The following is a 19,956-nucleotide window of genomic DNA, read 5'->3' on the forward strand; positions in this document are numbered from 1 at the left end:
CTGCAAACTTGCACAGCGAAAAGCTGGATCTCTCCGAGGCGCTCAGTGCACGTGTAACGTTCGGGACAGCCAATCGAGGTGGGGACCATGAGCGGAAAGCGTGGGGTGACGCTCCGAGCCCAGTGGCTCGGCAAGCATCTACGAGAGCTACGTGAACGCGCCGGACTCACGCTCAAGGAGGCCGGCGAGTACCTCCAACGCGACGGCTCCACGGTCAGCCGCTTCGAGACCGGCCTTTATCCCGCCCGAACCCCTGACGTCCTCGCCCTCCTCGACCTGTACGGAGTCACAACACCTCAGGAGCGCGACGGCTTGGTCCGCCTCAGCCGCGACGTATGGCAGAACGGCTGGTGGGACGACTACTCAGGCGACGTGGCGCATGGAATCGTGGACTACGCCTGGATGGAGGCCCGCGCCGAGAGCATCAGCTCCTTCGACGCCCTCGTGATCCCTGGTCTGCTCCAGACCCGGGACTACATGGAAGCCGTCATCCGCGCGGAGAGCTCGGATGCGACCGATGAACAGGTCGCTCGCTGGGTCGACTTCCGCCTCACCAGGCAGGAGATTTTCTCCGACGAGAGTCCTCGCCTCTCAATAGTCCTGGACGAGTACGTTCTACGCCGCCCGATCGGCGGCCTGGCAATCATGCGCGCCCAGCTGACCCACCTCGCGAAGCACGCCTCCGCACCCCACATCGAGATCCGCGTTCTGCCGCTCAGTGCAGGAGCACACGCCAGCCCGGACGGCGCCTTCCGTATCTTCCAGCTTCCCCAGCCCTTTCCTGCCATCGCGTACGTTCCAACCCCAGCAGGGGCAATCTATGTTGAAGGGGAAGGCACCGACATGCTTAGGCTGAAGTACGACCGCATACGACGCAAAGCCCTCAGCGCCGAGGACTCACTGGGGCTGATTTCAGCGGTCGCGGATAGTTTGGCCAACGTCTAGGAACGGAGCCACCCGATCATGACGACCCCCGAGATCGCCTGGCACATCAGCAGCTTCAGCGCCGATGGCGGTGGAAACTGCGTCGAAGCCGGTCCGTTCCAGGACGGATCCGGCCGCGTAGCCGTCCGCCACAGCAAGCTTCACGATGAGGTCATCATCTACAGCAAGACCGAGTGGCAGGCATTCCTGGCCGGAGTCCGTGCTGGAGAGTTCGACTTCTTCGACTGATCCCCTTATGTTCACCTACGCCGCGCCACGACCTACCTCGGCGCAAGACTGTGATCGCGCCGGCTTTGTGCGTGCAGCATCCACTCGTGACAACCGGGCCATGGTCGAAGCCATGACCATCGGCCGCACGAGTCAAGCGTAGCCAGCGCCATCGCTGATGGCATCATTCGGCGGGTGTGGCCACATGCGAAGAGATATCAATGTTCAGGTGCTTACTGACGAGGTGCCTGAGTTCGGTCCCATTGATCAGAGTGATTCTGTTCTGCTGCGCAAACTGCTCGCTGGCCCGATCGAACCAAGAAGGAGTAATAAGGACGCCCGACTCTGCAGCGTACTCGGCCCTTAAACGGGCGAGAGCATGAACGCTTTCCAAACCTACTGGACCGGACCACCGCTTGGCCTGAATGAGACGGACACCGCCGGAAGAGACGTCCTTACTCGTTGCCAAGACACCCGCTCTTCCGTCCCCAGCGGCAACGTCAGCCCACCCCTCTGCGCCCATGGCAAGGAACAAGTCCCTCACCAGGCGCTCGAACTCGACAGCCGAGAACTCGATCACGCCGGGATTCGTGCCCAGGATCGGTTCGGCAGCACGAAGATACCGATACAACTCACCGGCGATGACCTCAGCGAGGCCGACAGGTACGGCATTACCAATTTGACGCGCGATCTGCACCTTACTTCCGACCCATTTGTAGTCGAGGGGAAACCCCTGCAACAGGGCCGCCTCCAGATGCGTGATAGGACGATCGGCCTCGGGATGCAGATAGCGGCCCTTTTCGGGCTTGTAGAACTCCGTACGGATCGTAACTGAGGGCCGGTCGTACCAAAGGCGTCCCATGACATCGCCCGAGCCGGTCCGGTGGTTGATCCAATTCGGCGTGGACAACTCATCTGGCAGATTGCGCCGATTCCCCCCCTCCGGGATCGCACGGTAACGCTTGAGTGAATGTTCAGTTGGATTACGTCCGACATGGAGGTCGGTGGTACGGAAAATTCCCGGAAGAGTTTTGCCGAGCAAATTACAGGTACGGTCGGGGAGTTCCGTGGTTCGGGTCTCCAAGCCCGTTTTCTTGAAGACCTTACGAGTGGGCACCCAATACCGGGGATGAGGGAAGAGTGCCCCCTCATCGTTTTTCCCATCCGGCTTGCGGTGAGTCGGCGACGGGTGCTTGAGGGGCTCGCCCGAGGGGTGGGAGGAGACGAGATCTCGATGTGTGGCCAGGACGATCACTCGTCGGCGGGTCTGCGGAACTCCGTAGTCCGCCGCGTTGAGAAGACCGGTCTGCAGAACGTAATCGCGTAGATCGCCGTCTTTCTCGCTGGTCGAGGCTGTGAGCAGCTCGAACTCGCGCGACCGCATGAATCGGTCCACGTTCTCGATGACGAATATCTTGGGCTGGAGAGCGCGGACCACCCGGACGTACTCCTTCCAGAGCTTGTTCCGAGGGTCATGAGGATCCTCCTTGCCCAATCCCGAGAAGCCCTGGCAAGGCGGACCGCCGAGAATCACGTCGACGCTGGAACTTACGGCCTGGGGATCCCATTGGGCGATGTCTCCGGCGTAGATGTGATCGGCTCCACCGGCTTCCTCGGCGAAGTTCGCGGCATAAGTCGAGGCCGCGGCGATGTCCCACTCCACTGCACCGACAGTGCGAAAGGCACCCGGTTCGAAGGTGTGGAATCCCTGCGTCAGCCCCCCACACCCCGCGAAGAGGTCAACGATGTTGATGGGGTTGGTGGTGCCGGTGGTCATATGCGCCACTTTACCGAGATCAGCCGGCCAGCGCCGACACGATCCGCGAGCCGACGGCCTCGGCCAGCGGTGGCGGGAATGCCTGGGCCACCTGCTTGTAGCGCGCGGTCTTACGCCCGGTGACGATCCAATCGTCCGGCAGTCCTTGTAGCTGCATGACCTGTTCGACAGTCAACTTGGGCACGCCGTCTCGCCCGAGATCCGGATCGAGGATGAAGTCTTCGCCAGGGACGTCGTCGCCGATGCCATGAGCGTTCACTGCAAGACCCATCCACTGCTGCTTGGTCCGAGTGGGGCCGAGATCGGCACCGCCGTGCTTCTTCGACCCGCCGACGATCGTCGGTGCTACGCGATTGGCCATGGACACCCATTCCTCCACGAAGCGCCATCCCCTGCTTGCCATCGAGTCCCTGAGCACCTGTCCCACCGTGGCGCCGGCAGCGTCGCTCGGTTCAGGCCAAACAAAACGGACGAAGTCGTCCGGTCGCATGGCGACCAGGAGACAACTACGCCTGGTCTGCGGGACACCGAAGTATTGGGCATCCAGGACGTTCCACTCCCACGAGTAGTCGAGGTGCTTCAGCTCGGCCTCGACCTCCTCCCGCACCTGCACGAATTTCGGCAACAACAATGATGGCGTCGTCTCCAGCAGGATCGCGCGCGGCTGCAACTCGATCGCGAGATAGACCGCTGCGACGAGCAGGTCTCGTTCGTCCTTAGCACCCTCTTGCTTACCTGCTATGGAGTAGGGACTGGACGGTACTCCGCCGGACAAGAGATCGACGGTCGAGAGCCCGTGTTCGGCACCGACGAAGTCCTTGAAGTCCATCTCCAACACCTGCCACTGCGGACGGTTGACACACAGCGTTCGGCAGGCGTGCGGATCATTGTCGATCAGGACGACCGGATCGAATCCTGCCCGTTCCAGACCGAGTGCTTGCCCACCGACTCCAGCGCCGAGTTCAAGGCCAGTGAACCGTCCGTTCATGCCCACGCCCCCTCGCTCCGGCTGCTAGGAGAATATGGGAAAGCACCCTCGGCTGGAACGGCTCACGACCACTCCGGCATCTCTCCGGCGCTAGGTATATCGGCAAGGAGTTGCTTGAAGAGCGTGGTCAAAGCATCGACCGAAGCCTGCCTTGCCCGCCCGTCCGAAGGGCCGGTGGGCAGCGAATCATAGGGCACCAGTACCGTTTCCAACTCCTCGACCCAGTCACGGTAGGCGTCCACGTCCCTTGGGTTGTCAGGTGCGTACGCCTCGTACGACAGCGTGGTGCCGGCGGTGTTCACCGCCTGGGCCAGCGTGTTGACCTGACGTCCCGTACGGACCACGTCGTCGGCGAGCAGTCGAATGATCGCCTGTGCGGTCGGTCGGTGGAGGATGACCTCCAGCCTCAGCACGGTGTTCAGCACGTCCTGGTTACCGCAGGCCACTACGACGGGCCCGTAGTCAGGCCCGTCCCGGAACAATTCCGCAGCCCACCACAAGCGAGCGAACGCCTGAGAATGGAACGGCCCGGAAAATCGAGTTCTGGACACCCTTGGCGGATTTCCGCGGCTCAAGTGCCGCCAGTAGACGTAGTCAGGCGCCAGCCGGACGGCGAGGTAGTTCCAGATTCGGGAGTCCGAGGCTTCGCGACGCGTCAGTCGCAGCGTCGCGTGCAGGACCGGAGCCAACCAGGCATCGGCTGAGGTCCGCTCAGCCGGCGTGAAGCGCTTCATCGCCTCGTCGACGAGCTGCCGCACCGGTTCGGCCTCCCAAGGAGCCGGTGCCGATATCTGGTCGATCGCGAAAAATGGCAACGCCTCGCCGTTCTCCAGCACACCGGTGGTGAGAAATCTCGCGGCGGCCTCATCGGGCAGCAGGCCCAGCGTCGTGTTCACTCGTCCTCCGGCCCCTTCTTGTGCAGTGATCGAATGAAGCCGCCAAGGCTCCGCGGCATCCGTGCCTGTTTCGCCGCGGCATGCAACACCCGTGTCTGGATACCGCCCACGCCCTGGTTGACGATCTCCCTGAGCGCGTCATCCGGCGAATGGTCCGGGAACAGATCAGGCAGCATGCGTCGGAGCACCAGGCCGCGCCAACCTTCCGGCCATTCATCTCCATCCACGTGGTGAGCCGCTTCGTTGAAAAGAGCGGTCCACATGTCCACGGCGATCTGTGCCGCCAGCGCCTCGCGCATAGGGCGCTCCGCGGCCTTGGGACTCTCAAGCACGACACGCAGTCCGTCGAAGCCGCTGTTCAGGTTCAGCGTCGCCGTCTCGTCGGTGGTGGTCACCGCCCAGGGGTCGCTCTTGCACCATGTCAACTGGGGATCGTTTGCGAAGTCGACCCAGCGCGTCTGGATGGACTCACGCCGTGCCGCTACCCCGCCCTGGAGATCCACGGTCCAGGGCTGCGCAATGGTCGCGATCACGCGTGCCGGGACATCGTCCACTGTCGCAATGAGTTGCCCGCCGATGCGAATTCTGCCGAAGTGGTCTTCACGATGGAGTTCCACCTCACCGGTCCATTCACCGGGCTGCCCCATCATGAGCTTCACAGCCGAATGCGTGTTGGTACGCCGTTCCGAAACCGTCGCGAGAAAGGCCAGGCCGAGCCAAGGACCGGCGTCCAACTCGTGTCGTGGGGCGTTCGCCTCGAGTGTCAACCGTACGACGTTCCAGTCCTCTCGACCAAGGAGATGCAGGGCCACCGTACGGTCCGGTTCCGAGATCATGCTGTACGGCAACTCCACGTCGTCGAGACGGACTTCGCGCACGGTCATGGAGACCTCGCCGGCCAATACCTGGTAAGGCATGATCCGCTTCATGGGCGGCCGTCCTTGGCTTGGACCAGGTCGACCTCGGCGATCGCCAACCGACCGGCCACCGGGTGGCTGGTCACGTCGCTCACGCCCGCGAAAACAGCGGACCGCTCCCGCGCGCCGCAAACCAGCACATCACCGCTCACCTCGCAGTTCGACTCCGCGACCAGTTCGGCCCAGCGCGCTTCAGGCTTGGGACCAGAGCGTGTCGAAAACCGCAGCAACGGACGAAGCACCCAGGGATCTTCTCGCTCCGGCAACTTGATCTCCACCCTGATGCGCCACGCACCCGCATCATCGACTTCGCCCGTGGCGCTCTTGACGGTCGGATAGCCCCTGGTGCGAGGCGGTGGCGGAGGATCAAGGTTGGTGAGTTCCCGTAGGAGGGTCGGGCCGCCGCCCTCCTGGCCGACTGGTTCGGTCGGCTTCACGGCTGCCCGGACCATGCTGAAGACGGTTTTCCGAAACTCCCTCAACCTCGTGGTAGCGCCCCGGGCATACGTGGAGGTGAGGTCTTCGGTGGGTTTCCAGTCGTTGTGCTCGGGCGGCTCGGCGGCCCGCAGGAATGCCTCGGCCAATTCGTCGGAGGGCAACTCGGCACCCGTCGCGATGCCGGCGAGCAACACTGCCTGAAACTGGGTAGCGCCGAGGGGCACTCCTGTGACCGGCCGATCCAGGACGGTCATCCTGGTGCCTCGCATGCCGACCAGTCGATTGAGCTTCTGGTCACCCTCGGTCGCGGGCGTCACCAGCAGCACCGCCCGGTGTTCGACAGAACGGCCACCGACCTCGGTCTTGCGGGATGGCACGGTCAACGGCACGGACATTTCCACGACGTCATCGGATTTGCTGAGCTGCGAGACCGTGGTCCGGTCGAAGAACGCCCGTACGGCACGCGCCCGAGCCGGCTCATGGCGATAGGGGTCCACCCGCTCTTCCGCAACCACTACCTGGCCATCGGACAATGCCTCGACCGAGGCTTCCAGCATGGGCGCCTGTCCCCTGCCCGCCACCATGGAAGCCCAGAAGTCCGAGGCCAAGCCGCGGACAAGGACCGCGTGCATCTCCTCGAGAGTCGTCGCTTCACCGGATGGATCGTGTGCGCCGACGATCAGGAAGCTCGTACCGGGATCGGCGCTGCCCCGCGTGAGATACAGCTCCTCCACCGTGCGCTCGCCTGCCCACCAGGAGCGGGCGGCCTCTCGCATGGGATCCCGGCTACCGAGCCATGCCGGCCCGGCGTACTCGACGCCGTTCAGCTCATGCCAGGGTAGGTCGATTCGACCGATCATGCGGCGTTCGCGCAGGTCCTCAAAGGGCTCGGACAACGTGCTGTTCATGATCACCAGACCGAAACGGCTGGCCCCCCAAATGGTGGCCTTGCCCAGCCCGAACGAGCCGCCGGCGGTGCCCATCTTGTGGCTGTCGAGCTGTCTTCGAACAACTGCGGCGAACCGCCCGTCCGCGTAGTCCGGGCCGGTCAGGCCATTGGCGTTGTAGTCGTCGATGCGCAGCAGGAGCAGCTTGCCGGTCTCGCGAAGTTCGCGGAGGCCGTCAGCCAACATGCGACCGACCTTCTGCTTCGGGTCGCCGGCCGCCTCGATATGGGGAGCGAGATCGTCCCAGTGGATGGCCTCCTGCAGTCGACGCAGGCGCTCTCCCGTAATCTCGTGAAGAGTGAACCGCATCCGGACCGGACGCGTCCGGTCCCAGCGCTCGTCCAGACTGTTCTGCGTCGCTTCCCGCGCCGTGATCGCCAATGAGGAGTCAAAGGCGAAGGCCGCCGCGTTGCCCAGTTCCCGCCCACCGTCAGAGTGCGCCAGGCGGTGATGCCAACCGACGTAACCGCTCGATTCCGGGGTCTCATCGCGGGTGACCGAGGCACCCGCCGCCAAATCCAGGATCTCTTCTATCGTCTGGATCTTGTCGATACGGGGGGTGGCGCGGCCGGTGATCCATGCCGACACTGCGGCGCGCGTCACGTCCAACGCGGCGGCCAGGTCAGATTGACTCATGCCCTTACGGCGCAGTTGCCTACCTAGCCACACTCCGAACGCCTCGGGGTCGCGGATGATCCCATCGCCGTCCTGCGTCGTCACAGGGTTTCTCCAGGTAGAACGAGGTCGTTTGACACCCCAGGCTACCGTTTAACGTCACTTGACACCACCTTGTCGATGTTCCCCTATAGGGCGACACCGACGCCTCCCCGGATTCCGCCGCGAATGTACGACCATATCCACATATGTCACATTTCGCTCCTGTATGCCTGAAATTTGAGGCACTTGCGCGAACTGCGCCCCTTATGCAAAAATTCATTCACTCTCCGGCCAGTCCCACAAAGGCCGCCCGGAGCGCTGCGCTCATACCATGTGTTCACCATCCCCTTTTCCTCTCCACAACGGCGTTCGGCCGTATTCACGCGTGCCCAGTTGGGGGCGGCCTCAAACCGCTACGACGTGCTCGTCGGCATGCTTGAACCGGTTGGGCTCTCGTTCTCAACCATTCCCTCCGTAGACGCTCCAATGTCGGGAGACCATTGTCGTGAGCAGCGGAAACCCTTCGGTCATCGAGATCGTACTCAAGCAGACCGCACGTGTTCTCGAGACCTACAAGATCGATCCAGGCCTCATTCAAGAACACGCGAACGGTGAACGCCGTATCAAAGAGGGCGGTTACGGCGACCGCCAAGTCTACGAACTCGTCCAGAACGGTGCGGACGAGCTAAGAAACGATCCGGGCGGCGAGATCGCCGTGGTTCTCACAGACACTCATCTGTATTGCGCGAACCAGGGAACCCCTATGACGCCCGAGGGCGCGGACACCATTCTGCGTATGGGCGTTTCGCGTAAGCGAGGCGGCCAGATCGGCCGGTTCGGTGTCGGGGTGAAGTCCGTCTTGAGCGTCACGGACGTCCCGGAGTTCTTCAGCGTCGAGGACGACAAGAGCTTTGGCTTTGACAGGGAGTGGGCCGAGCTTGAGATCAAGCGGGTCCAGCCTGCAGCCGCGGAGACACCTGTCCTCCGGATGGCCCGTCCGCTCGACCGCGACCGCGCTGCTGCCGCCGACCCCATCCTCAAGGACCTCCTCTCGTGGGCCACGACCGTCGTACGGTTGCCGTTGAAGCCTGCGGCTGTGCCTCGGTTGGCTAAGGACATCGACGATTTCCCGGCCGAGTTCTCCCTGTTCTCACCCCATGTTGGAACGGTCACGCTGGAGAAGCGGCTGTCCGGACAGAGCTCCAAGCGACAGATTTTCCAGCAAGTCAACGGTGACCGTCGCATTCTGCAGAAGGTCCGTCGAGTCGCGGGCGCGGGTGAGCGGGAGGAGAGCGCTCGGTGGCGGGTCTTCACTCGTACTTATCAGCCCTCGGCCCGGGCCCTCGAAGAGGCCGGCGAGCTTCACGACCGTCCCGAGATCGACATTGCGTGGGCGGTTCCGGATACGGAAGGTCGGTCACAAGGGCGTGGGCGGTTCTGGGCCTACTTCCCGACCAACTACACGACAACTCTTCGTGGGATAGTCAACGCTCCCTGGAAGACCAGCGAGGACCGGCAGAACCTCTACGCCAACAACCAGTTCAACGACGAGCTGATCAACGAAGTCGCGGATCTGGTGGTTTCGTCTCTCCCGTCGCTTGCTCAGCCGGACGACCCGGGAGCATATCTCGACTTTGTGCCGGCCCGAGGGCGTGAGGAGCCACAATGGGCGGCAGAACAGTTGGTGGCGAGAATCTGGAAGATCTCTCCTAGTAGGCGCGTCTTTCCAGATCAGAACGGGCGCTTCGGCACACCCGCCGAGGTCCACGTCCACCCGGCCGACCTGCGCCCGGAATGGCTTCAGTGGTGGGGTGATCATCCCGGTCGGCCCATGAACTGGATCCATCATTCAGTGGAGTCGGCCAAGAACAGGCACCGCCGGGAAAGCGTCAATCGGATTTTGTCAGAGAGCACGGCCGCCGTGGCCACGGCGAAGGAGTGGCTGGAGGCTCTCGTCTCCGATGGCTCCCCCGAAGCGTCGTCACGGGCGGTGCTCATCGCCGCAGACATGAAGCTGCACAGACATCCTCAGATGGAGGATGCCTTGAGGGCGAGGATCGTGCTGACGGAGACACTCGGCCTGGTCGCTCCCTCGACCCAGATCTTTCGACGCTCCGCTGCCGACGGTCTCGCCGACAACACCCTCTACGTGGACGAGCGTGTCTATGCTGGCAACGACGTCATAGCCAGGGCACTGGACACACTTGGCATCCATGAAGCCGATCACGTGGGTCGATTCGCATCCGTAGTGGAGCGCGGCTTCTCCGGCTACAAGAACCGTGACTGGGTCGCCTTCTGGGAACTGGCGCGGCTGGCGGGTCCTGCAGGTGTCCGTGCCGCCTTCGACGGTTCCGGCATCGATACCGCGAGAGAACTCAAGGTCAGGACGCTGGCCGGCGAATTCCGACGCATTCGCGATTGCCTGCTTCCCGGGCGCGTGGTTCCGGCCGATGGTTCACGGGACCAACGCGTCACTGTGGACATGAACTTCCACCGGGACGACCGAGCCTTCCTGCCCGACCTGGGTCTCCTCGACAGCCCGGTCGCCCATGCAGATCCTGAAGGCGAGGAATGGTTCGAGGAGTACAAGACGGCGCACTGGAAGCAGTACGTGACCAAGCTGCCACCGACTGAAGCCCGCCCCACCCTGGCAAAGATGATCTTTGAAGGGACTCGTCCCCCAGGGCCACTGCACCTGTTCCCTCTGCTCTCCCACGAGGGACGGGCAGCCTTCCTCAAGGCCATTCCGGCGGGCGGGGCGGTGACGAGCTGGGTCATGCAGGCCGGTAACAGAGGTGTCGCCAGCCGCCGGCCGATCGCCTCACCGATTCGATGGCTAGGACGAAAGTACGGCTACCTGCAGACTTCGCGAGGATTGCGGGAGGTCAGGCGCTGCGTCGGCGCCGAGCTGAGCGCCCACAGGGCCGTTCTGCCGGTGGCCGATGTCTCTGCCGGCGTCGCCGCGATGCTGTCTCTGCCGCAGACACTGGGCGACCTGCCGCGATCGGTATGGGATGAACTCGTCGATGAGACGTCCTCTTCCATCGACGACGACTTCCCCGGCAAGGTCTACGCCCTGATGTTCGAGGTGGGAGTGGACTTTCCCGAGGGTGCCATGACCCGCTGCCGAGTGGGCGACGAGTGGCGCAGCGACATCGAGGACCAGCACATCGCGGTGACCGCGGTGCGGTCCGAATACGACGCACTTGTACGTGAGAAGGTGCCGGCACTGCTGGTGCCGACCGAATCTCTCGCGGAGACGATGCGGGAGGCGTGGGGCATGCTCGCACCCTCCGACGCGATCCAGAAGGAGATCAGACACGCGGGTCAGGCGGAAGGTGTCCTCCTGTTGGAGGAGTTCCCGCCCCTGAAGATGCTTCGCCGAGCTCAAGTGGAGGGATGGTCGACTGTTCGATGCGGTGAACTAGAAGAGATCATCCGGGCTCCCAATGGTATGCGGACTCGTTCGATCTCCGTGGCCGTGCTGTCGGAGGAGCACAAGGTTCTCATCAGGATGCCAGCAGACGATCTTCAAGTGCTCGAGTCGGTGGACCGCGTTCTGAAACTCTCCCTCGGGCGAGCGCACTGCAAGAACATCCTTGAGCGACGCGAGCGGGAACGTAACAACGAGCGTATCCAGCGAATTCGCAGTACCGAGAGCTTGTCCGAGAAGCTCCTGCTGCTCGTCGGCGTGGAAGCGTTGAGAAAGGGACTTCCAGAGGGCCTGCTGGAGAGCGACGAGGCGGAGAAGGGCACGGCCCAAGACGCACGCCGCATGGCCGACCTGGCGCACAACGCCTATGGCACAGAAGTCCTCCGCGTCTATCGACGGGACATCGTGGCGGAGTTCCCCCAGTTGGCAGCGACCTTTCGAGGAGATGCCGCCTCGGTGCGCGTCGTCAACGACCTCGGGTTCCCTGGTGAGTACGCGGGAACCAAGGGAGAGACGCTGCCACCGCTGCTAAAGGTCTCCGGGCCTACCGCATTTCCCCGACTCCACGACTACCAGGAGAGATTGGCGCAGAAGGCCGTCGAGCTGCTGACCAAGTACGACGCGCCACGCGCGATGTTGTGCCTGCCGACCGGTGCCGGCAAGACACGGGTGGCGGCGGAGGCCGTCATCCGCGTGATCAAGGAGCGAGGACTGGGCGGCCGCCCGGTCCTCTGGATCGCGCAGAGCGAGGAACTGTGCGAGCAGGCGGTTCAGAGTTGGGCGTTCGTCTGGTCGAAGGTCGGCCCGGAAGAGGAGCTCATCATCAACCGGCTCTGGTCCACGCGCGAAGCCGCTCCCAGCGGAGAGACGGCTCAGCTGGTCGTCGCCACCGACGCCAAGCTCGAAGTCTGCCTGGACAAGACCGAGTACGCCTGGCTTCGTAATCCGGCACTGGTGATCGTGGACGAGGCGCACACCTCGATCACGCCTCGCTACACCCGCATCCTGTCGTCGCTGGGCCTGACGTTCCGAGAGACATCCCGCCCCCTGCTGGGGCTGACCGCCACACCGTTCCGCGGTTTCAACGAGACGGAGACCGGCCGCCTGGTCGAACGCTATGGACGGAACCGTCTCGACGAAGGCATCTTCGCCAGTGGAGACCCCTATTCCGAGCTCCAGGAGCTGGGCGTGCTCGCGAAGGTGGATCACCGGGCTCTTGAGGGAACGACGCTCACTCTCTCAGAGGAGGACCTCCGGCAGGCGACCGCCTTCGACGGCGCAAGGCTTCCAGCAACCGTGGAGGAGAAGCTCGGGCGCGACATCGCCCGTAACCAGACCCTCATCAGGGAGATTCAAGCGCTGCCGGAAGACGCTCCCATCCTGCTCTTCGCGGCCTCCGTCAACCATGCCACGCTCATGGCCGCCAAGCTCAATGGTCTCGGCATCAAATCCGCGGCAATCGATTCCGGCACGCCGGACGCCGAGCGCCGCACCCTGATCGAGCGGTTCCGACGCAAGCAGATCCGCGTGCTGACCAACTACGGCGTCCTCGCCCAAGGGTTTGACGCACCGGCGACCGAGGTGGTCATCGTGGCTCGACCCACCTACAGCCCGAACGTCTACCAGCAGATGATCGGTCGTGGTCTCCGTGGTCCGAAGAACGGCGGCAAGGAGACCTGTCTGATCCTCGACGTGGCCGACAACATCATCAACTACGACCGCCAGTTGGCCTTCACCCAGTTCGAATATCTCTGGAGCAAGAAGTGAGCGATGCCTATAGCGGCGCTCCTACGCTCACGGCCGAGCAGCGGGCTGTCGTCGAGCAGCCCGCTGACGCCCTGACCCTGGTGACCGCACAAGCAGGAGCGGGCAAGACCCACACTCTCGTTCGTCGGCTCGACCGGCTTGTCGTCGAGGAGGACGTGAGCGCCGGAGAGATCCTGGTGCTCACCTTCTCCCGAGCCGCCGTCCGTGAGCTCAAGAACCGCCTCTCCCGGTACGGCGAGGCCGCCCGCAACGTGCGGGCCCAGACCTTCGACTCCTGGGCGCTCGACCTGCTCAGGCAGGTGGACGCTCAGGGCGGCTGGCTCGATAAGTCCTTTGATGCCCGGATCAAGGGCGCGCAGGAGGTCATCGAGAAAGGCCTGGCCGATGAACTGTATGAAGACGACCTACGCCATGTCGTCATCGACGAGGTCCAGGACCTGGTCGGGGTGCGTCGGGACCTGGTGGAGACACTGTTGGAACGATACGACTGCGGGTTCACGGTGGTGGGTGACCCGGCGCAGTCGATCTACGGTTTCACCATCGAGAACCCGGAGGACCGCAAAGGGGAGACCAACAGGTTCTTCGACTGGCTCCGTATCACCTTCGGCGAGGAACTGACCGAACTGAGCCTGACCGAGAACTTCCGAGCCCGTACCCGTGACGCTCAGGTTGCCTGCCACTTCGGGCCGCGGCTTCGGACACTGGCAGAGTCGGGCGACGTCAACGGGGAGGCGCATTACATCGAGCTGCGGCACGTTCTCGCCGAGGTCACGGACTTCGGTGATTTCGATGCCTTCGCCGCCGACGCGCTTACCGGCTACGCTGGCACCACCGCAATTCTCTGTCGGTACAACGGCCAGGCGCTGGTGGTATCCGAGCGACTTCACGCTTTTGGCGTCCCGCATCGGCTTCAGCGATCGGCACAAGACCGCGTCGCGCCGGCGTGGCTGGGTCTCCTCATGGCCCGCTGTGATGCCTCGTCGCTCAGTCGGAAGAGCTTCGACGAGCTGATCAGCGACCTGCCACTTCCCGACGGCTCGGAACCGGATTCCCTGTGGCGCCTACTGCAGCGAACGGGTTCCGGACGTGGCTCGGATCGTTTCCTGGATCTGGCTCGCCTGCGCTCGGCTCTGGCCACCGGTCGTCTGCCGGATGAACTCACCGCTCAACCGCCCGCGCGACTCGTGGTCTCCTCCTTCCACCGGGCCAAGGGGTTGGAGTTCGATCGGGTACTGGTAGTGGATCCCGGACCGTTGCGGGTCGCCGACTCCAACAAGCGCAGGAAGGCCGATCAAAATCCGGCTGAGGAGGCTCGACTTCTCTATGTGGCTATGACCAGGCCCCGTGATGAGCTGTATCGGATCTCGGAGCTAGAGACACGCGCCATTCGTACCGACGACGGCACCGGTCGATGGGGGCGTTATCACTTCCAATATTGGCGGCGCGACGGCCTGGAGCTAAAGGGCGGCGACGTTCTCACCGAGTATCCGGCCGGCACGGTGGACTTCGACGCCTCGGCCGCCGACGTGCAGCACTATCTGGCGACGACCGTACAACCCGGTGACGAAGTCGAACTGGAACGCCTCCATCCAGAGCCGGTCGGCATGCTGGAGAGCCCGCCATACCTGATCAGGCACGACGGACGGCCGATCGGAACGGCATCCGAGAAATTCAGAAGCGATCTCTTCAAGTTCCTCAAACAGAGTTCGAAGTTCGTACCGCGGTTCTTCCCGGCTCGCATCTCCGGCGTCCACATCGACGCCGTGGAGACCGTCGCCGGGAATGAGGCCGCCGGCATCCGCGCCGGGCTCAACCAGCTCGGTGTCTGGCTCGCACCGCGATTGGTGGGACTGTCCACCTTCACTTGGGACAAGAAGGAAGCCGATGTCCAAGCACAGTGAGCACTATGCCTTCCGGACGGAACTGGTCGAACGGCTGCACCTCGACATGATTGGCCCGGTGGGAGGAGCAGACGAGATCCTCACAGACTCACCGGTCACGTCATATGCGGCCGGCGTTCTCTATCCGGAACGGCGCGACATCGCCAAGGTGATCGAGGAGGTTGGGGAACGCGACGTCGATCTCTCTCCGGAGACGCGCGTCAAAGACGACGTCCCCGACACCGGAGTCTCACGGGCAAACGATCAGGCGCCGTCCTCCATGGGGCTGACCTTCGGGGTGGATCCCACTATCTCCCCGACCATCACGATCGCGGTGACCGCCGCCGTCTACGATCCGGTCGATCCTAACGGACGACCAATCAAGGCTCAGCGTGCCGAGCGTCGCAGCGTCGAGGAGCAGGAGTTGCGTTGGCGGCGTCGCGAGTTGGACCTCGCACCGGTTTCGATCGACCTGAACACTGCCGGAAACCATTCGAAGACCCTCGTACCCGGCATCGAACTCCGCGTGCGAGTGCGTCCGCCCAAGGACGGCGCCGTCTCCGTCACCGTCGCGCTGCTCAACGTGCAGGAGGTCGGGAAGTTCGATATCCGGGACGCCCATTGTTTGTTCCAACCTCGGATTCACGTCACCGGTGTCGAGGGCACCAAGCCCTTCGTGGAACGACCCGTACCCGTCGGGGCGGACGAAGCGGAGATCAAGATCAATCGGCTGCTGTACCGCTATGCTCCGAACTTCGCCGTAGGACACGGGTGCGCGGCGAACTGGGATTGGTCACCGCCAGCGCCTCGTGCCGAGACGCTGCTCAAGGGCTCTCCGGCGGCCGTGGCCGCCATCTGGAGCGAGTTCGTACCCACCAAGGAGGTACTGCTCACCGACTCCAATCCGGAGATCGACAGCTCGGCTCTCCGTATGATCGATTTGGCGCGCAAGCCGGATGAGGACATCCTGCTCGGCCTACGTGGCCTGGTGAACGGCTATCGCGCCTGGATCGCAGAGCGAGCCGAGGAGTCGCGACTGCTCGGCGACACGGAGTACGCCGAGGCGGCCAGGGAACAGATTCGGCAGTGCGAGTCGGCCTGCGATCGCATGGACTCGGGCATCGAAACGCTCAGACGTGAGCCACAGGTCATGACCGCCTTCCGATACGCCAACGAGGCCATGGCCGTCCAGAGAGCCAGGACGAGCTGGATCAAGGGCCGCAAGCACGGCGAGCCGGATCTGGAGATGGGCATTTGGCGGCCGTTCCAGATCGCTTTCTTGTTGCTCTCCTTGGACGGCATCGTCGATCCCGAGCACGACGACCGGGGCATCGCCGACCTGCTCTGGTTCCCCACCGGTGGTGGTAAGACCGAGGCTTACCTGGGCATCATCGCTTTCACCGTCTTCCTGCGCCGACTCCGCAACGGCGAGGCCGGCGGGGGCGTGACCGCCATCATGCGGTACACCCTCCGCCTGCTCACCCTTCAGCAGTTCGAACGCGCGGCCACGCTGATCTGCGCTATGGAGATCATCCGCCGCCGAAGGCCGATGGAACTGGGCGAAGAGACGATCTCCATCGGCATGTGGGTGGGCGCCGCCGCCACTCCCAACAAGCTCAAGGACGCAGCCGCCAGCCTGAAGAAGCTCAAGGACGGCGCCGAGCTGCACCAGGAGAATCCCGTCCAGCTTCGCTTCTGTCCGTGGTGCGGCACGGCGATGGGTCCGGACGAATACGAGGTGGACGTCGCCAGCTCCAGAATGCGCATCTTCTGTGCCGATGGGGACTGCGAGTTCCGTGGAGAGCTGCCTGTTCACGTCGTTGACGAGAAGATCTACGCGGTCAGACCCACTCTGATCATCGCGACTGTGGACAAATTCGCGCAGATCACCTGGCGTACCGAGGTCGCGGCGCTCTTCAACAGGGATCGAGAAGGTACAGCTCCTCCGGAGCTGATCGTGCAGGACGAGCTTCACCTGATTTCCGGCCCTTTGGGCAGCCTGACGGGCCTCTATGAGACCGCGATCGACTATGCCGCCGATCAGCCGAAGGTGATCGCCTCCACCGCCACCATCCGCCGGGCCAAGAGCCAGGTTAAACACTTGTTCAACCGAGACGTCGCGCAGTTCCCGCCCGCCGGCCTGGACGCGCGCGACTCGTGGTTCGCGGTGGAGACGCCGGCGGAGGACAAGGCGTCGCGCCTCTATGTGGGTCTGCTCGCGCCCAATACCAGTCAGGCCACCCTGTTGGTGCGCGCGTATGCGGCGTTGCTCCACCATGCCGCCCATATCGACGGATCGGACTCGGTACGGGACGCCTATTGGACGCTGGTCGGTTACTTCAACAGCCTCCGGCTCCTGGCCGCCGCCGAGCTTCAGGTTCTGGACGACGTCCAGGACCGGCTCAAGCTCTTGGCGGAGCAGCACGGCGCCGAGCTGCGTCAGGCGGATCGACTCACCGAGCTGACCAGCCGTGTGAAGTCCAGCGACATCCCCAAACGGCTCAAGGATCTGGAACGCATACTTCCGGACGAGAGCGTCTTCGACACGGTCCTCGCCACCAACATGATCTCAGTGGGCGTGGACGTCGACCGCCTCGGTCTGATGGCGATCATGGGACAGCCGCAGACCACTGCCGAGTACATCCAGTCGAGCAGCCGCGTCGGTCGTCAGCACCCTGGTCTGGTCGTCGTGCTCTACAACGCCAACCGATCACGGGACCGCTCCCATTACGAGAGTTTCGTGCCCTACCACTCCGCGCTCTACCGGCAGGTCGAGTCGACCAGCGTCACGCCCTTCTCACCCCGCGCCCGTGACCGCGCCCTTCACGCCGTGCTGGTGGGCCTGGCCCGGCTCATTCATCCGGAGCTCAGGCTCAACGGGGCGGCGGGAAGTATACGGAAGCACGAGAGCCGTATCGAAGAGCTGAAGGATCTCATTCTGTTCAGGGCCGGTGTGGTCGACGAAAAGGAAGCGGCCGGCGTCGAGAAGGATCTCAACGACATCATCGCCCGCTGGACGGACCTGGCGGACGACAATCCGGCCCTGGTCTATGAGGCCAAGCCGCGATTCAAGCGGAGCGAGACGCGCGACGCCGACGAGGCGCTCCTCTGCACCTTCACCGATACCGATCTCACGCGAGCATTCCCCACCCTGTGGAGCCTTCGTGACGTCGACGCCGAGTCCGATCTTTACCTGGAGCGATGAGAGATGGCACTGCGTAGCGGACGGACTCGTCAGGCGGGCCGGAACGACGAGGTCACTCGTACAGCATTGGGCGCCGTACGACGGGCTCAGACCATCACGACATACGGCGTGGGGTCGTTGATCGCCATCGAGGATCAGTCGTACATAGTGAGCGGGCTGGACAGCTGGCGAGTATGGCCGACGGACGTCATCTACGAGCCACGCCTGCAGCACTGGCTCCGGGTGGCCAAATTCCAACTCCCGCCGGCGGACAAGCCGTCCTCTGGCGATGGCATCAGGGTTCGGCTCTTCCCTGAGGTGTACTCCTGCGGCGTCTGCAAGAAGCTCCAGGAGTTCAAGCGGTTCGGCTCGCCTCAGGGGAAGAGCGTCTGCGGCTCGTGCGACAAGCCGCTCACACCGTCACGCTTCGTGATCGCGTGCGAGAACGGGCACATAGACGACTTTCCCTATTTCGAGTGGGTTCACAAGAAGACCGCAACCAACCGTGACCTGAGCGAGAAGGTCAATCACGAGCTGACCCTGGAGAGCAGCGGCCAGACGGCCTCGCTGCGCTCAGTCGTGATCAAGTGCTCATGCGGTATACCGCCGGCCTCTCTGGAGGGCGCCTTCGGCAAGGGTGCGATGCCCGACCTGGGCATCAAGTGCAAGGGGCGGAGGCCATGGCTCGGGCGGGACGCCAGCGAGCCCGAGTGCAACGCAACGCCTCGTACGCTGCAGCGAGGAGCTTCGGCGGCCTGGTTCGCGATCACGCGGTCAGCGTTGTCCATCCCCCCGTGGTCGCAGTCGCTGCAGCAACGGCTCAACCCGCACTATGAGCCGCTGCGCGTCTTGTTGGAGAACGACACGCCAGACTCGGTCATCCTGAAGGTGATCGAGAAGACCGACCTGATGAACGACGGTCGGTTCACGGCGGAGGAGGTCCTCGCCGCTGTGCATAGGCGTCACGAACTGGAGACGAGCGCCCCACCGGACTCCGACGAGACGGCCTTCATGTTCGAGTCGGCCAACGCTCTGAGGCGTGAGGAGTACCACCAGCTCTACGACGGCACCAGGATCGTCGCGAGAGACGAGAACTTCGAGTGCGTCCAGGCTTCCGGCGACGGGAGCGCCCTGCCGTACGGGATCAGGCGTTCCATGTTGGTCAAACGGCTGCGCGAGGTGCGGGCGATGGAGTCCTTCACTCGGGTCACCATGCCGGACGCCGCCGGTGGTGACACCCGTCGCGCCGCCATGGCCAAGAGTTCGGTGGACTGGCTGCCGGCGATCGAGGTCAGCGGCGAAGGCGTGTTCCTCGTCGTCGACGAACAACTCGTACGCGAGTGGGAGCAGCGGCCCGGCCCGGTTGCGCGTGCACACCAGATCTGGCTCAATCACACGGAGCTCCTTCGCGAACGTGCGGCACAGTCCGGAGGCATGCAGGCACCTGGTGAGATCAAATCTCCGGTGACCCCGCGATACTTGCTTCTTCACACGCTCGCACACGTTCTGATCAACGAGTGGAGCCTCGACTGCGGTTATCCGGCGGCAGCGTTGCGCGAGCGACTCTACGTTGACCACGACATGGCCGGAGTGCTGATCTACACCGCGACCAGTGACTCGGCCGGCTCCCTCGGAGGTGTCGTCGCCCAGGGCGAGCACCGCAAACTCTATGAGACTCTCGAATCGGCGCTGGCCCGCGTCGAGTGGTGTTCGCAGGACCCGCCGTGCATGGAGTCGGAGGCCAGCGGCATCGACAGCCTGAACCTGGCGGCCTGCTACGCCTGCGTTCTGCTTCCCGAGACCAGTTGTGAGACCAACAACGTCTTCCTCGACCGGGCCATGTTGATCGGAGCCCCGGACGATCCGACGACCGGTTTCTTCTACAAAGGTGACTAAGTAGCGTGATTCCCCGGCCGATCT

11 protein-coding genes are annotated in these 19,956 nt (G+C 63.7%); 6 read left to right on the forward strand and 5 right to left on the reverse strand.

Annotated elements, in window-relative coordinates:
* The first annotated feature begins 87 nt into the window (after nucleotides 1-87).
* The gene (locus tag ABD292_RS25525) at nucleotides 88-945 is read left to right on the forward strand and encodes a helix-turn-helix domain-containing protein (RefSeq protein WP_344211418.1); all 858 of its coding nucleotides are present in this window, start codon (nucleotides 88-90) and stop codon (nucleotides 943-945) included.
* Between the two features lie 18 nt (nucleotides 946-963).
* A complete protein-coding gene (locus ABD292_RS25530) occupies nucleotides 964-1,173 on the forward strand; it encodes a DUF397 domain-containing protein (RefSeq protein WP_344211420.1) in 210 nt (69 codons plus the stop codon).
* A 163-nt stretch (nucleotides 1,174-1,336) separates the two neighbouring features.
* Here the strand turns inward: ABD292_RS25530 and dcm are convergent, their stop codons facing one another.
* The 5 genes from dcm to ABD292_RS25555 form a co-directional block, all read right to left on the reverse strand.
* Nucleotides 1,337-2,929 carry a DNA (cytosine-5-)-methyltransferase gene (dcm, locus tag ABD292_RS25535; protein WP_344211422.1) on the reverse strand — a complete coding sequence of 531 codons (1,593 nt, stop codon included), beginning with the start codon at nucleotides 2,927-2,929 and terminating at the stop codon, nucleotides 1,337-1,339.
* A 19-nt stretch (nucleotides 2,930-2,948) separates the two neighbouring features.
* A complete protein-coding gene (locus tag ABD292_RS25540; RefSeq protein WP_344211424.1) occupies nucleotides 2,949-3,917 on the reverse strand; it encodes a DNA cytosine methyltransferase in 969 nt (322 codons plus the stop codon).
* 62 nt (nucleotides 3,918-3,979) lie between these two features.
* Entirely contained in the window at nucleotides 3,980-4,813 is an 834-nt protein-coding gene (locus ABD292_RS25545; RefSeq protein WP_344211426.1) for a DUF6339 family protein, read from the reverse strand.
* Nucleotides 4,810-5,742 (reverse strand): hypothetical protein, encoded by a 933-nt coding sequence (locus ABD292_RS25550; protein ID WP_344211428.1) that lies wholly within the window; start codon nucleotides 5,740-5,742, stop codon nucleotides 4,810-4,812. The genes ABD292_RS25545 and ABD292_RS25550 overlap by 4 nt, the downstream gene beginning before the upstream one ends.
* Nucleotides 5,739-7,835, reverse strand: a complete 2,097-nt coding sequence (locus tag ABD292_RS25555; protein WP_344211430.1) for a helix-turn-helix domain-containing protein — start codon at nucleotides 7,833-7,835, stop codon at nucleotides 5,739-5,741. Before ABD292_RS25555 ends, ABD292_RS25550 begins: the two co-directional genes overlap by 4 nt.
* A gap of 442 nt (nucleotides 7,836-8,277) precedes the next feature.
* Here ABD292_RS25555 and ABD292_RS25560 point away from each other — a divergent pair, with 442 nt between their 5' ends.
* From ABD292_RS25560 to drmB, 4 genes are read left to right on the forward strand one after another with little or no spacing between them, the layout of a single operon-like run.
* On the forward strand, nucleotides 8,278-12,972 hold the full coding sequence (locus tag ABD292_RS25560) for a DEAD/DEAH box helicase (RefSeq protein WP_344211432.1): 4,695 nt from the start codon (nucleotides 8,278-8,280) through the stop codon (nucleotides 12,970-12,972).
* Nucleotides 12,969-14,873, forward strand: coding sequence for a UvrD-helicase domain-containing protein (locus tag ABD292_RS25565; protein WP_344211434.1), 1,905 nt, complete (start codon nucleotides 12,969-12,971; stop codon nucleotides 14,871-14,873). The genes ABD292_RS25560 and ABD292_RS25565 overlap by 4 nt, the downstream gene beginning before the upstream one ends.
* Nucleotides 14,857-18,057 carry a helicase-related protein gene (locus ABD292_RS25570; protein WP_344211436.1) on the forward strand — a complete coding sequence of 1,067 codons (3,201 nt, stop codon included), beginning with the start codon at nucleotides 14,857-14,859 and terminating at the stop codon, nucleotides 18,055-18,057. Before ABD292_RS25565 ends, ABD292_RS25570 begins: the two co-directional genes overlap by 17 nt.
* Nucleotides 18,058-18,060: 3 nt before the next feature.
* Nucleotides 18,061-19,932, forward strand: coding sequence for a DrmB family protein (gene drmB / locus ABD292_RS25575; protein ID WP_344211438.1), 1,872 nt, complete (start codon nucleotides 18,061-18,063; stop codon nucleotides 19,930-19,932).
* Nucleotides 19,933-19,956 lie beyond the last annotated feature (24 nt).

Source organism: Nonomuraea bangladeshensis (assembly GCF_039529455.1).
In the GTDB taxonomy this organism is placed as follows: domain Bacteria; phylum Actinomycetota; class Actinomycetes; order Streptosporangiales; family Streptosporangiaceae; genus Nonomuraea; species Nonomuraea bangladeshensis.